This window comes from Corynebacterium pollutisoli (assembly GCF_900177745.1).
GTDB lineage: Bacteria > Actinomycetota > Actinomycetes > Mycobacteriales > Mycobacteriaceae > Corynebacterium > Corynebacterium pollutisoli.
On record NZ_FXAR01000010.1, the window covers coordinates 58,144 to 70,763 of the forward strand.

General features: G+C 66.5%; 12 protein-coding genes, 5 tRNA genes and 1 pseudogene. 11 read left to right on the forward strand and 7 right to left on the reverse strand.

Annotated elements, in window-relative coordinates:
- Window positions 1–75 precede the first annotated feature (75 nt).
- Window positions 76–148 (forward strand) — tRNA-Lys (locus tag B9Y70_RS11775).
- Between the two features lie 146 nt (window positions 149–294).
- Here B9Y70_RS11775 and B9Y70_RS11780 read toward each other — a convergent pair.
- Together B9Y70_RS11780 and B9Y70_RS11785 are read right to left on the reverse strand one after the other, a co-directional pair.
- Window positions 295–1,902: an ABC transporter permease gene (locus B9Y70_RS11780; RefSeq protein WP_085550461.1), complete on the reverse strand. Its 1,608-nt coding sequence runs from the start codon at window positions 1,900–1,902 to the stop codon at window positions 295–297.
- Window positions 1,899–2,795, reverse strand: a complete 897-nt coding sequence (locus B9Y70_RS11785) for an ABC transporter ATP-binding protein (RefSeq protein ID WP_085550462.1) — start codon at window positions 2,793–2,795, stop codon at window positions 1,899–1,901. The genes B9Y70_RS11780 and B9Y70_RS11785 overlap by 4 nt, the downstream gene beginning before the upstream one ends.
- Before the next feature lie 22 nt (window positions 2,796–2,817).
- On the opposite strand from B9Y70_RS11785, the gene B9Y70_RS11790 reads away from it, so the two are divergent.
- Complete coding sequence (locus B9Y70_RS11790; RefSeq protein ID WP_085550463.1) at window positions 2,818–3,120, forward strand: thiol-disulfide oxidoreductase DCC family protein; 303 nt, start codon at window positions 2,818–2,820, stop codon at window positions 3,118–3,120.
- A gap of 87 nt (window positions 3,121–3,207) precedes the next feature.
- Window positions 3,208–4,248: pseudogene (locus tag B9Y70_RS11795) on the forward strand (DUF2254 domain-containing protein); the annotation flags it as partial.
- 166 nt (window positions 4,249–4,414) lie between these two features.
- Here B9Y70_RS11795 and B9Y70_RS11800 read toward each other — a convergent pair.
- A complete protein-coding gene (locus tag B9Y70_RS11800; RefSeq protein WP_085550464.1) occupies window positions 4,415–4,735 on the reverse strand; it encodes a metal-sensitive transcriptional regulator in 321 nt (106 codons plus the stop codon).
- A 126-nt stretch (window positions 4,736–4,861) separates the two neighbouring features.
- Between B9Y70_RS11800 and B9Y70_RS11805 the strand changes: the two genes are divergently transcribed.
- The 4 genes from B9Y70_RS11805 to B9Y70_RS11820 all read left to right on the forward strand — a co-directional run bounded on the left by B9Y70_RS11805 (window position 4,862) and on the right by B9Y70_RS11820 (window position 5,436).
- Window positions 4,862–4,934: transfer RNA gene (locus B9Y70_RS11805), tRNA-Glu, on the forward strand.
- A gap of 33 nt (window positions 4,935–4,967) precedes the next feature.
- Window positions 4,968–5,041, forward strand: a tRNA-Asp gene (locus B9Y70_RS11810).
- Between the two features lie 221 nt (window positions 5,042–5,262).
- Window positions 5,263–5,336: transfer RNA gene (locus B9Y70_RS11815), tRNA-Asp, on the forward strand.
- Window positions 5,337–5,363: 27 nt separating this feature from the next.
- Window positions 5,364–5,436 (forward strand) — tRNA-Phe (locus B9Y70_RS11820).
- 333 nt (window positions 5,437–5,769) lie between these two features.
- On the opposite strand, the gene B9Y70_RS11825 is transcribed toward B9Y70_RS11820, so the two are convergent.
- A complete protein-coding gene (locus tag B9Y70_RS11825; RefSeq protein ID WP_085550465.1) occupies window positions 5,770–6,375 on the reverse strand; it encodes a fasciclin domain-containing protein in 606 nt (201 codons plus the stop codon).
- A gap of 223 nt (window positions 6,376–6,598) precedes the next feature.
- Between B9Y70_RS11825 and B9Y70_RS11830 the strand changes: the two genes are divergently transcribed.
- On the forward strand, window positions 6,599–7,243 hold the full coding sequence (locus B9Y70_RS11830; protein ID WP_085550466.1) for a lipocalin family protein: 645 nt from the start codon (window positions 6,599–6,601) through the stop codon (window positions 7,241–7,243).
- Between the two features lie 58 nt (window positions 7,244–7,301).
- On the opposite strand, the gene B9Y70_RS11835 is transcribed toward B9Y70_RS11830, so the two are convergent.
- Window positions 7,302–7,880, reverse strand: a complete 579-nt coding sequence (locus B9Y70_RS11835; RefSeq protein ID WP_085550467.1) for a MarR family winged helix-turn-helix transcriptional regulator — start codon at window positions 7,878–7,880, stop codon at window positions 7,302–7,304.
- Between the two features lie 205 nt (window positions 7,881–8,085).
- Here B9Y70_RS11835 and B9Y70_RS11840 point away from each other — a divergent pair, with 205 nt between their 5' ends.
- Window positions 8,086–8,388 carry a GNAT family N-acetyltransferase gene (locus tag B9Y70_RS11840; protein ID WP_085550468.1) on the forward strand — a complete coding sequence of 101 codons (303 nt, stop codon included), beginning with the start codon at window positions 8,086–8,088 and terminating at the stop codon, window positions 8,386–8,388.
- 67 nt (window positions 8,389–8,455) lie between these two features.
- Here the strand turns inward: B9Y70_RS11840 and epsC are convergent, their stop codons facing one another.
- Both epsC and cysK read right to left on the reverse strand, forming a co-directional pair.
- Entirely contained in the window at window positions 8,456–9,049 is a 594-nt protein-coding gene (epsC, locus tag B9Y70_RS11845; protein ID WP_205410451.1) for a serine O-acetyltransferase EpsC, read from the reverse strand.
- Window positions 9,050–9,095: 46 nt separating this feature from the next.
- The gene (cysK, locus tag B9Y70_RS11850; protein ID WP_085550470.1) at window positions 9,096–10,031 is read right to left on the reverse strand and encodes a cysteine synthase A; all 936 of its coding nucleotides are present in this window, start codon (window positions 10,029–10,031) and stop codon (window positions 9,096–9,098) included.
- Window positions 10,032–10,353: 322 nt separating this feature from the next.
- On the opposite strand from cysK, the gene ramA reads away from it, so the two are divergent.
- Both ramA and murA read left to right on the forward strand, forming a co-directional pair.
- Entirely contained in the window at window positions 10,354–11,196 is an 843-nt protein-coding gene (gene ramA / locus B9Y70_RS11855; protein WP_085550471.1) for an acetate metabolism transcriptional regulator RamA, read from the forward strand.
- Between the two features lie 28 nt (window positions 11,197–11,224).
- Window positions 11,225–12,481, forward strand: a complete 1,257-nt coding sequence (gene murA, locus B9Y70_RS11860; protein ID WP_085550472.1) for a UDP-N-acetylglucosamine 1-carboxyvinyltransferase — start codon at window positions 11,225–11,227, stop codon at window positions 12,479–12,481.
- The last annotated feature ends 139 nt before the right edge of the window (window positions 12,482–12,620 follow it).

The following is a 12,620-nucleotide window of genomic DNA, read 5'->3' on the forward strand; positions in this document are numbered from 1 at the left end:
CAAACTTTCGGATGTTCCCGCAGGAGAGGGCCTGGTTTCTGTGTGTGGGGGAGCGGGCGCTAGTATTTGTCCCACGGGCCTCTAGCTCAGTTGGTAGAGCTACGGACTTTTAATCCGCAGGTCGTGGGTTCGAGCCCCACGGGGCCCACCGGTGACAGGCCGGGGAACGGAGGGTCGTTCCCCGGCCTTGTCGTCATACCTCGGGGTTCCCACGTGCATATGGGCGGGCCCTTTGCGTTGTCCCAGGTAGCGGTTGGGGTCCGGAGAAATCCGCGTGGGAACACCGAGGGGGAGTCAGGCCCGGAGATCGCGGCGTCGGAAAGCTCCCGCCCCGAGGAACGCCAGCGCCAGCCCCGCCACGGCGAGCACCGCCACCCCGGTCCACGCGACGTCCGTCGCCGGGTGCTGGCCGACGTGCCCGAAGGGGGAGAGGTTGAGCCACGTCTGACTGAGTCCCAGAATCGGGCCGAAGAAGCTGAGCAGCGTGCCGCCGACGAACACCACCCACACCGCGCCGAGCGCCCGCGGCACGAGCCCGTACAGGGCCGTCGCCAGGCCGAGGAGGAACCACACGGGGGCGAACTGCACGGTGTGCCCGAGGAGGGTGGGGAGGAGGAGTGACCGGTCGCCGGTGACGAGCACCGCCCCGAGTCCCTCGCCGAGGCCGGCCAACGCGCTCAGCCACAGCACGCCGGCCCCGGCCACGCCCACCCAGGACAGCACCCACTCCCGGTGTCCCACCGCCGTCGCCAGGATCGCCTCGGTGTGTCCGCCGGCCTCCTGGGCGCGCAGCGACTGCACCGCGAGGATGGCGAACACCGACAGGATGACGCCGAAGTACACGGACATGAAGCCGAGGTAGCCGTCGACGATCGCCTCGCCGCCGCCCATGACGGCGAGCATCTCCGCCGGCAGGGTGTCGGCGATGTCGGCCATGAGGTCGGTGAAGGCGCCGAGCAGCAGCCCGGTGAGCAGCATCGCGACGGACCAGCCGCGGAGGGACCCCCGCTGGAGTCGGTACGCGAGGGCGACGGGCGACCCCAGCCACGCCGGCGCGTGCGCGCGCCCGGGGCGGTCCCCCAGCACTCCGGCCCCGAGGTCGCGCCGGGCCCGCAGCGTGTACCCGAGCGCCACCCCCGCAGCCGCGAACAGCAGCGGGAACGCCAGCGGCCACCACCGGTCGTGGGTGTAGGGCGCGGTGTGCTGCGCCCAGCCCAGGGGGGACAGCCAGGACAGCCACGCCAGGTCCCCTCCCTGGGCCCGGGACATGTCGCCCAGGCCGCGGATGAGGAACGCCCCGGCCAGCACCACCCCGGCCAGGGAGGTGCACGTGCGGGAGTAGGGGGAGAGCTGTGCGGTGGTGGCCGCCACCCCGGCGAAGGCGATGCCCACCGCGGCGATGGATGAGGTGAACAGCAGCGTCGACGCCCCGCCCGAGTCGACGGGCGCGGCCAGGATGACCCCGGCCATGAGCCCGGCAGTCACCACGTTCATCCCCACCGCGAGGAGGAGGGCCGCCGTCAGAGGGGCGTGGCGGCCGATGGCCCCGGCCAGGGTGAGCTCCGCGCGTCCGTGCAGTTCCTCGGCGCGGGTGTGCCGGGTGATGGTGGTCATCGACATGAACGCCGCGCCGAGCATGAGGTACGCGCCGTAGAGGCCGGCGAGGAAGCGGGGGACGGTGATGTCGTCGAAACCGTAGCCGGGGCCGCCGATGAGGGCGGTGACCGGGGCGGAGGCCATCTGCGCCATGCCCTGGAGGGACTCTTCGTCGAGCACCGTCCCCAGTTCGACGACGATGTAGGCGGTCATGAGCGTCATGCCCAGCACCCACAGCGGGGCCCGCACTCGGTCGCGGCGCAGCAGGAAACGCAGGACCTGGCCGGTGCCGGTGAGGGTGCTCACCTCTGCTCCCCGGTGCTGTAGTGGCGCAGCAGAAGCTGCTCCAGGGACGGCGGGGTGACGCTGAGGGCGCGGATCCCCAGGGCGGCGAGCTCGCTCATGACGGTGGGCAGGTGGGCGGCGTCGACGTCGACAAGCAGCCGGTCGCCGTCCCGGCGGGGATGGTGCACGCCGGCGTGGGTGAGCAGGGCGTCGGCGGGTCGGTCGGTCACGACAGTGACCTCCGACCGAGCGAGGTGCCGCATGTCGGCGAGCGTGCCGGTCTCCACGATCGTGCCCGTGCGGATGATGGAGATCCGGTCCGCCAGCGCCTCCACCTGGGAGAGGATGTGGCTGGAGAGCAGGATGGTCACCCCGCGGTCCCGGGCGGCGCGGATCTCGTCCTGGAAGACGGCCTCCATGAGGGGGTCGAGACCGGAGGTGGGTTCGTCGAGAAGCAGCAGGTCGGCGTCGGAGGCGAGCGCCGCGATGAGCGCCACCTTCTGCCGGTTACCCTTGGAGTAGGTGCGCCCCCGGCGGCGGGGGTCGAGGTGGAAGCGCTCGATGAGCTCGGCGCGGCGTGCGGCGTTGACGGAGCCGCGCAGTCGCCCGAGGAGGTCGATGGCCTCGCCGCCGGTGAGATTCGGCCACAGCTCGACGTCACCGGGGACGTACGCCATGCGGCGGTGCAGCTGCACGGCGTCGCGCCACGGGTCGGCCCCGAGGACGCGGGCGGTGCCGGAATCGTGCCGCAGCACCCCCAACAGCACGCGCAGCGCCGTCGACTTGCCTGCCCCGTTAGGTCCCAGGAACCCGTGCACCTCACCCGCCGTGACCTGCAGGTTGAGGTCGTCGAGCGCCCGGACGGCACCGAAGGACTTGCCCAGCCCCTGCGTCTCCACCGCGACCGTCGTCATGACTTCATCGTAGCCTCGGGGCATGACCTTCTTCTTCGACGCGGACTGTGGTTTCTGCCGGCGGGCCGCGCGGCGTCTGCAGCGCTGCGCGCCGCTTATCGACGTCGCGCCCCTCCCCCTCCGCCACCACGCCGTCTTCCGCTCGGCGGGCGGGGACGAGCTGGGGCACCGCGCCATCGGTGCCGCGCTGCGCGACGGCGGGGGAGCGGGGTGGGTGCGGCTGGCCGGCCGGGTGCTGCTGTTCCGCCCTCTCGACCGGGTGTGGTCGGGTGTCTACCGGTGGGTGGCGGCGAACCGGCCACTCGTCTCGCGGCTGTTGGGATGATGGAGGGGTGAGCGAGCAACGAGTGCGGGGCGCGGTCCCCGATGTCCCCGTGAGACCCGCTGGCAGCGCCTGTGGGCCCCCTTCTGGATGATCCCCGCCGTCAGCGTGGTGGTGGCGCTGGTGGCGGGCGTGGTCATCCCCACGCTCGAGGCGCGCGACCCCGGGGATCCGCTCTTCCTGGCGTTCTCCGGTGGTCCCGACGCCGCGCGTGAGGTGCTCGGTGTCATCGCCGCGGCGACGATCTCCGTGACGGGTCTGGTGTTCTCCAACACGCTCGTCGTCCTGCAGCTGGTCAACAGCTCCTTCAGTCCGCGCATGCTCGACGGGTTCCTCCGCAGTCGCGTCGTCCAGGGCACGCTGGCGATCTTCCTGTCCACCTTCGTGTTCGCCCTCACCGTCACGCGCTACGTGTGGAACACCCGGGAGGGGGACGACGGTTTCGTGCCGCGCCTGTCGATCACCATCGCCTTCGTCATGGTGCTCACGTGCCTCGGCTTCTTCCTCGCCTTCATCCGCCACATCCTGTCGTCGATGAAGGTGGCCAACGTCGTCTCGACGATCGGCACGGAGACCCTCAACCTGGCGAAGGAGATGTACCCGGTCCACGGGGACGTCGACACGCACGCGCAGGGGCCGACCTGGTCGCCCCGGCCGGGGGATCCGCGCCAGGAGGTGTGCACGGGGCGGACGGGCAACATCGTGTGGTTCGACTACCGGAGGCTGCTGGCCTGGGCCGCGGAGAACGACGCCGTGGTGACCATCGACCGCAGCGTCGGCGAGTTCATCGTGGAGGGGCAGTGCATCATGCGCGTGTGGCGCGAGTGCGAGGTGTCGGACCGGGACTGCACGCAGCTCAACGACGCCGTCGGCGTGCGCCTGGAACGCACCATGACGCAGGACGTCGGCTTCGGCGTCCGCCAGCTCGTGGACATCGCCGACCGTTCCCTGTCCCCGGGCACCAACGACCCGACGACCACGGTGCAGGCCATCCAGGAGCTGCACCGGGTGCTGCGCTACCTGGTCACCTGCGTCGAGCCCAGCCCGTACATCGCCGACGAGGAGGGGGACGTCCGCGTGGTCCACCGCCCCCAGGAGATCACCGGTTTCATCGACGAATCTCTCGGCGAGATCCTCAACTACGCCGAGGGCCAGGCGCAGGTGCCGGGCGTCATGCGGGACATGGTCGAGGACCTGCTCATCGCCAGCGTCGACCGCTACCGGCCGTCGACCGCTACCGGCCGACGCTGGAGCGGTGGCGCGCCCGCCTGGCGGACGAGCTGCAGGGGCAGGACGCCTAGGATTTCACCATCTTCTGGATCGCCCGCATGGCCTCCTCGATCTTCGCCTCCGCGGCCTCCCCGTCCTCCTTGGCGGCGCCGGCCACGCAGTGCGAGATGTGGTCCTGCAGGAGCGCCAGGGCGACGTTCTCCAGGGCGGAGGTCACGGCGGACACCTGCGTGAGGATGTCGATGCAGTACTGGTCTTCATCGATCATCCGGTGAATGCCACGGGTCTGTCCCTCGATCCGCTTGAGGCGGGCGAGGTACCTCGACTTGTTCTCGTTGTATCCGTGGACATTCGGCTCGTGGCACGAGCAGGTGTCGTGGTCGTTCATGCACCCCAGGATAGTCCACCTCCGGCGCGGAAAAAGCGGCCGGTCCTGCGGTTTTGATCTGGCCGGACCATGAAGTACCATTCTTAATCAGTCGCACGTCCCAGAGCCCTTCTGGCGAAAAGACTGGCCCCCATCGTCTAGTGGCCTAGGACACCGCCCTTTCACGGCGGCGACACGGGTTCGAATCCCGTTGGGGGTACTCGAGGAGTGATCCTCGGACACAAGAGAATATGGCCCTGTGGCGCAGTTGGTTAGCGCGCCGCCCTGTCACGGCGGAGGTCGCGGGTTCGAGCCCCGTCAGGGTCGCCGGTCGAGACACCCCCGGTCGCTTCTTCGGAAGCGGCCGGGGGTGTCTCGCTTTTCGCTTCCCGATGTCCCCGTCAACGCTCCTCAGCGCCCCCGTCAAAGCAGCGAAAAACCTGTTCCCACCTGCTGATTTGTGGTTGTTGTCAGGCTCTGTGTAGAGTCATATCTCGTGCAACGGAGCAAGCCGCAAGGCCGATACGGGGCACAGAACAAGTAAATAAGGCCCTGTGGCGCAGTTGGTTAGCGCGCCGCCCTGTCACGGCGGAGGTCGCGGGTTCGAGCCCCGTCAGGGTCGCAGAGACTGCTCTTTGCGGCAGTCTTCGGCCAGATAGCTCAGTCGGTAGAGCGTCCGCCTGAAAAGTGGAAGGTCGCCAGTTCGATCCTGGCTCTGGCCACAGTTTAAGCCCCCACCCGGTGAAAACCCGGTGGGGGCTTTTCTGCGTTCGGAGTCCACGGCGGATTCGAGTGGTCGTTGCAATACCTGATCAGGCACTGCGCGGTGGTGATCACTCCCGGGGTCTGGGCGTTTGGGTGACGTGGTGAGTATGACGGCAGGGGTAACCGCGGTAACTGCGGCGTAGAGGGGTCTGGTGCAGTGGTCCGCCTGGTGGGGTTGTGCCGTTGGGGTCCGGGAAGTTCTGCAGCGACTACTTTGATCTCGTCAGGGGCAGGTACACAGAAAGCCCCACCGTGGTGGGCCGGTGGGGCTGAACTGCAGATATTTCTTTTTACAGGGTCGGCATGAGAACGCCGTCGATGACGTGGATGACGCCGTTGGAGGCCTCGATGTCCGTGTCAATGACATTGATGGTGTTGCCGGCCACGTCGGTCAGAGAGACGTTGCCTCCGTCCACATTGACAGTCAGGCTGGCGCCCTGGACGGTCTCGACGGTCTGGCCGTCGAGTTCAACGACATCCGCAGCGAAGACTTCCGAGGGGATGACGTGGTAGGTCAGGATCTCGGTCAGGTCGCCGGAGGGGTCGGCCAGGAGGGTGTCGAGGGTGCCCTCGGGAAGGGCTGCGAAAGCCTCATCGGTGGGGGCAAAAACGGTGAACGGACCTTCGCCCTTCAGGGTCTCCACGAGGTCCGCCTCCTGCAGAGCGGTGGTGAGGGTGGTGAACTGTCCGGCCGCCACGGCGGTATCGACGATGTCGTCGGCCTCGACCGCTGCGGTGGTCGTCGTGGTCTCTTCAGTTGTGGTTTCGGAGGTGGTGGCCTCAGTCGTGGTGGTCTCGCTGGTGGTGCCGGCTGTGGTCTCGTTGTCATCCGAGGCGCAGGCGCCCAGGAAGAGTGCCAGGCTGAGGGCGCCGGTGGCTGCAATTACTCGCTTCATGATTGAACCTTTCAGTAGGAGATATTGTTTACTCTAAGTTAATATCTACGATCTCGCAACAGGGAGGGTGAAATTGATGGGTCACCATCTGCCCCTGGGGGTGGGGTGGGGAAAGTGTCTGCTGGTGAACCCCGTGCAGTGGGGGTGATTCTGGAAAGGGTGCGGCATTTAGGAAGGCATTTATTACACTCTTGGATAATGTAACTAATCGAAAGGACAAATAATGAAAAAATTCTTAGCCGGACTCGGAGCTGCAGCGCTCCTCACCAGCCTGGCGGCTCCGGCAGCCCAGTCTCAGGATCTCTTTGATGGCGGACGCATCGGCGGGGGCTCCTCCCAGCTCGTTTCCACCGGATCGTCCCTACCGGGCAACGAGCTTTCGGAGGTGGGTTCCAAGGTCAACCTCAACGAGTATGCCGGCAAGTGGTACCAGGTTGCCGCCCTGCCCCAGCCTTACTCCCTGCAGTGCGCCAGCGACACCACCGCCGAGTATGGCGTGCTCGACGAGTCCACAATCTCAGTCCGGAATTCCTGCGGCACTTTCTTCGGCCCTTCCGTCATCGAGGGGACCGCTGCGGTGCGTTCCGATGCTTCCCTGCGCGTGAACTTCTCCGGCGTGCCCTTCCAGGATCCGGATGGCCCCACCAACTACCGGGTCACCTACCTTGATGATGCCTACTCCCTGGCGATCGTCGGCGACCCCAACCGCAACTCTGGTTTCGTGCTCTCCCGTACGCCTGCCCTCAGTGCTGAGCGCTGGTCCGAGGTTCGCTCCATCGTGGAGAACCGTGGTTGGTGGTCCTGTTCCTTCCTGACCGTGCCCATGGCGGAGGGACGTAAGGACGTCGTCCCGCTCTGCGCGCTCTAGAGCTGCTCCCCGGCAAAGAAAAAGGTCACCTGCTTCGGCAGGTGGCCGTTTCGTTTCCTCACTTCTCTGTTGCCCAGTCCTCCCCGTCCAGGGTCAGTTCCCGTGCCATGTCCTCGAGGAAATCAATCACGACCTGCCGCTCCTCGCGGCTTAATCGGGCAGCTGCCTGGAAGCGTTTCGCCTGTTTCCTGCCGACCGTCTCCATGGCGGAGGCCCGGGTCTCGTCGGTCACCTCGATGGAGAAGGCCCGGCGGTCCACCGGATGGACCTTACGGATGATGTGTCCAGCCTTCTCCAACCGGTTGAGTAGCTTGGTGATGGATGCCGGGGACATTTCCAGATGTGTGCCCAGCATGCCTGGAGTGACCACCTCTGCGCGGTGATTGGCCACGATGAGGAAGTGGAGGGCCCGCATGTCCTGGTTATTGAGTTGCATGTACTTCTCGGACGCCTCAGCCAGCACCTTTTCCTTGTTGCGCAGGCCCGACAGGGCATTCATTAGCCGGGTGATTTGATGGACGTCCTCCGGGGCCATTCCGGAACGGTCAACCAGCTCGCTGCGTGGATCACCTGAGTTGACGTCGTACAGGCCGCTGGAGATGCTCTCGATGCCAGACGTTTTCTGCGGATCCGTCATGGGTGGATACCAACTTTCTCGCCTAGACAATATGGATAAATTATCTGATAGTTAACTATGATTTGGAAGATAGTATAATTATTCCTGTCCTGCACTGTGCGGACGGTGCGGATATTGTCTGGCGGAACCAGTGGACCGTGTGCATACTGGGTGCCGTAACGGCCTCCACACATGTACACGCGACCCCGGCAGGAGACTCCACCACATGACTGAACAGATCTACGAGATCAGGCACATCGAGGGAAGAAACCGCTTCGAGATCCTCGTTGACGGCCGGGAGGCGGGCTACGCCTCCTACGTCCCCCGTGAGGGTAACGTCCTGGACTTCAATCACACCGTCATCGACCAGGCCTTCCGTGGCAGGGGGCTGTCCCTGCCCCTGATCCGGGCAGCACTTGATCATGCACGCGAGCAGGGGGCGACCATCACCCCGTCGTGCTCCGCAGTGGCCCATTTCATCAGCAAGAATGATGACTACCGGGACCTGTGCGAGAACAGGACCCCGTGACGTCGATAAGCATGGACAGGTCGTGAAAAATGCCCCGGGAGAAAATCTCCCGGGGCATTTTCGGCGATCAGATGCTGTAGTCGACCGGATCGTCGGCAGCGTAGTAGTCAGGATCCACCAGCTTGATCCGCTCACTCTGGCGGCGGGGCCGGTTTTTGGCGGGGATGCCCGTGGCAATGTGGTCCGCCGGGACGTCCTTGGTCACGACGGCGTTGGCGCCGATGGCGGAGCCGGCGCCGATGGTGATGGGGCCGAGGACCTTGGCGCCGGCACCGATGGTGACGTTGTCCTCGATCGTCGGGTGACGCTTCGTCTGGGTGAGCACCTGACCACCGAGGGTGACGCCGTGGTACAGCATGACGCCGTCACCGATCTCGGTGGTCTCGCCGATGACGATGCCCATGCCGTGGTCGATGAAGAACCGGCGGCCGATGGTGGCACCCGGGTGGATCTCGATGCCCGTGAAGAAGCGGTTGAGCTGCGCGAGGATGCGCGCCGGACCGCGCAGACCGCGCTTCCACAGCCAGTGCGACACCCGGTGGGACCAGATGGCGTGCAGGCCGGAGTAGACGACGGCGTTCTCCACGTCCCCGCGGGCGGCGGGGTCGTGTTCGCGCGCGTTCTGCAGGTCCTCCCGGACCATTTTCGCGATGTTCAGCAGCAGCATGGCCCAGAGTCTACTTGTTCAGTCAGCGACTGGTGGCGGACTAGTCGCGAATGTCCTCGTACAGGACGGTGGAGACGTAGCGCTCGCCGTAGTCGGTGACGACGGTGACGATGGTCTTGCCGGCGTTCTCCTCCTTCTGGGCCAGCTGCAGGGCCGCCCAGACGTTGCCGCCGGAGGAGATGCCGCCCAGGATGCCGTCCTTGACGGCGAGGTCGCGGGAGGTGGCGATGGCGTCCTCGTTGGAGACGGTGATGACGTCGTCGAGCACCTTGCGGTCGAGGACCTCCGGGATGAAGTTGGCGCCGATGCCCTGGATCTTGTGCGGGCCGGCCTTGCCGGCGGACAGCAGCGGGGAGGCGGTCGGCTCGACGGCGTAGACCTGGACCTCCGGCTTGCGCTCCTTGAGCACCTGGCCGACGCCGGAGACGGTGCCGCCGGTGCCGACGCCGGCGACGAAGATGTCGACCTTGCCGTCGGTGTCGTTCCAGACCTCCTCGGCGGTGGTCTCGCGGTGGATCTTCAGGTTGGCCGGGTGGGCGAACTGGTTGGCCAGGATGGCGTTGTCCTCGGAGGCGACGATCTCGTTCGCCTTGTCGACGGCACCCTGCATGCCGGCGGCACCCGGGGTGAGGACGATCTCCGCACCGTAGGCGCGGAGCATGACGCGACGCTCGTTGGACATGGTCTCCGGCATGGTGAGGATGACCTTGTAGCCGCGGGCCGCGCCGACGAGGGCGAGGGCGATGCCGGTGTTGCCGGAGGTGGCCTCGACGATGGTGCCGCCGGGCTGGAGGGAACCGTCGGCCTCGGCGGCGTCGATGATCGCCTTGCCGATGCGGTCCTTGACGGAGTTGGCCGGGTTGAAGGACTCGATCTTCACCAGGACCTCGGCCTGCAGGCCCTCGGTGAGGCCGTTGAGGCGTACCAGGGGGGTGTTGCCGATGGTGTCGAGGATGTTGTCGTAGATCTTGCTCATCGTTTCTGCTCCTTAGCGGATCGCGTCTGATTCGGTGTGCCCGTCAGCGTACACCATCAAAGTAGACAGGGCGGTATGTAGGTGTCAGACCGGACGGTTTTCCCAGGTGCCGGGGGTGGGGCTCACAGGTGGCCGTCACACCCCGGGGGGAGGGCGGAAAGTCCGTTCGGATGCAACACCACCTCCGGCGGTTAAGGGGTTTTGGATTCCGTTTACCCCCGAAGTCGCGTTATAATGCCCATCTGTAGAAGACAGTTACCCCCGTCAATGTGCGCCTCGGGTGCACCTGGACGGGTGTACCCGGAGGAGGACGACTTTCACAATGGATTCACAGCGAATCAAGGATGACGACGAAGCCGTCCGGGCGGCCCTCACATCCCTCAAGACCGCGACGGGGATTCCGGTCACCATGTACGCCACCCTGCTGCCGGACAACCGTCTGCAGATCACCCAGTGGGTGGGCCTGCGCACTCCGGCGCTGCAGAATCTCATCATCGAGCCGGGTTCCGGTGTCGGTGGCCGCGTGGTCACCACCCGCCGGCCGGTCGGCGTCTCCGACTACACGCGGGCGAACATCATCTCCCACGAGAACGACCGCGCGATCCAGGACGAGGGCCTGCACTCCATCGTGGCGGTGCCGGTGATCGTCAACCGTGAGATCCGCGGTGTCCTCTATGTGGGCGTGCATTCCCCGGTGCGTCTCGGAGACAAGGTCATCGAGGAGGTCACCATGACGGCCCGCACCCTCGAGCAGGATCTGGCCGTCAACTCCGCGCTGCGTCGCGTCGAGGGCGGCAAGCCCGGTGCCGCGAAGGCCGGCCGCGTGATGAACGGCGCCGAGTGGGAGCAGGTCCGCTCCACGCACTCCAAGCTGCGCATGCTGGCCAACCGCGTGGAGGACGAGCTGCTGCGCAAGGAACTCGAGCAGCTGTGTGACCAGATGGTCTCCCCGGTGCGCGTCAAGCAGTCGACGAAGCTGTCGGCGCGCGAGCTCGACGTCCTGTCCTGTGTCGCCCTCGGCCACACCAACGTGGAGGCTGCGGAGGAGATGGGCATCGGGGCGGAGACGGTGAAGTCCTACCTGCGTTCCGTCATGCGCAAGCTCGGTGCCCACACCCGCTACGAGGCGGTCAACGCAGCCCGCCGCATCGGGGCCCTGCCCTGAGTCACGGGGTCGGCTAGTGTCGGAAAGCGTGAAGGATCGATTTCTCGTCTCCGGTGGTGCCCGCCTGCAGGGCGCAGTCAAGGTCAGTGGCGCGAAGAACAGTGTTCTCAAGCTCATGGCCGCGGCCCTGCTCGCCGAAGGCACCACCACTCTGACCAACTGCCCGGAAATTCTCGACGTCCCCCTCATGGGCGATGTCCTGCGTGGTCTCGGCTGTGAGGTCACCATCGACGGTTCGACGGTGACCATCACCACCCCGGCGGAACTGGATTCCGACGCCGACTTCGACGCCGTCCGCCAGTTCCGCGCCTCCATCTGCGTCCTCGGCCCGCTGACCTCCCGGTGCGGCCGGGCCGTCGTGGCGCTGCCCGGCGGCGACGCCATCGGCTCCCGCCCCCTCGACATGCACCAGTCGGGCCTGGAGAAGCTCGGCGCCACCACCCGCATCTCCCACGGCGCTGTCGTGGTGGAGGCCGATCAGCTGCGGGGCGCGGATATCTCCCTTGACTTCCCGTCCGTCGGCGCGACGGAGAACATTCTCACCGCGGCGGTGCTCGCCGAGGGCACGACGAAGCTGCACAACGCCGCCCGTGAGCCGGAGATCGACGACCTGTGCAACATGCTCATCGCCATGGGCGCGCGCATCCAGGGCGGCGGTACCTCCACCCTCATCATCGAGGGCGTCGACAGGCTCCATCCCACCGACTACGCCGTGGTGGGGGACCGCATCGTCGCCGGTACCTGGGCGTACGCCGCGGCCATGACGCAGGGTGACGTCACCGTCGGCGGTATCGCACCGCGGCACCTGCACCTGGCGCTGGAGAAACTCAAGGTCGCGGGCGCGGACATCGAGACCTACGAGAACGGGTTCCGCGTCCGCATGGACCGTCGCCCCGACGCCGTCGACTACCAGACCCTGCCCTTCCCGGGCTTCCCGACGGACCTCCAACCCATGGCCATCGGCATCGCCACGATCGCCAACGGCATGAGCGTCATCACCGAGAACGTCTTCGAGTCCCGCTTCAAGTTCGTCTACGAACTCCAGCGCCTCGGCGCCAACGCCACCGTTGAGGGGCACCATGTCGTGGTGCACGGCATCGAGCAGCTCTCCTCCACCGAGGTGTGGAGCTCCGACATCCGGGCCGGCGCCGGCCTCGTCCTCGCGGCCCTGGTCTCCGACGGGGAGACCACGATCCACGACGTCTATCACATCGACCGCGGCTACCCGCACTTCGTGGAGAAGCTGCAGTCCCTCGGCGCCGACATCCGTCGCGTCACCGAATAGGTCGCTTATCGACGATCGCCGGGCCCCCAGTTCACCGCTGTGAGCTGGGGGTTTGTGTTGTTGTGGGGTGGTGTGTAACTTTATGTGAGTCAGCGCGACCGACAACGCCCCGCAGACAGTCACTCCGAGTGGGTGGTTG

Coding starts and splice junctions, on each gene's coding strand:
- B9Y70_RS11785 (WP_085550462.1), bottom strand. CDS start 2,795: ATGACGACGGTCGCGGTGGAGACGCAGGGGCTGGGCAAGTCCTTCGGT.
- B9Y70_RS11790 (WP_085550463.1), top strand. CDS start 2,818: ATGACCTTCTTCTTCGACGCGGACTGTGGTTTCTGCCGGCGGGCCGCG.
- B9Y70_RS11800 (WP_085550464.1), bottom strand. CDS start 4,735: ATGAACGACCACGACACCTGCTCGTGCCACGAGCCGAATGTCCACGGA.
- B9Y70_RS11825 (WP_085550465.1), bottom strand. CDS start 6,375: ATGAAGCGAGTAATTGCAGCCACCGGCGCCCTCAGCCTGGCACTCTTC.
- B9Y70_RS11830 (WP_085550466.1), top strand. CDS start 6,599: ATGAAAAAATTCTTAGCCGGACTCGGAGCTGCAGCGCTCCTCACCAGC.
- B9Y70_RS11835 (WP_085550467.1), bottom strand. CDS start 7,880: ATGACGGATCCGCAGAAAACGTCTGGCATCGAGAGCATCTCCAGCGGC.
- B9Y70_RS11840 (WP_085550468.1), top strand. CDS start 8,086: ATGACTGAACAGATCTACGAGATCAGGCACATCGAGGGAAGAAACCGC.
- cysK (WP_085550470.1), bottom strand. CDS start 10,031: ATGAGCAAGATCTACGACAACATCCTCGACACCATCGGCAACACCCCC.
- ramA (WP_085550471.1), top strand. CDS start 10,354: ATGGATTCACAGCGAATCAAGGATGACGACGAAGCCGTCCGGGCGGCC.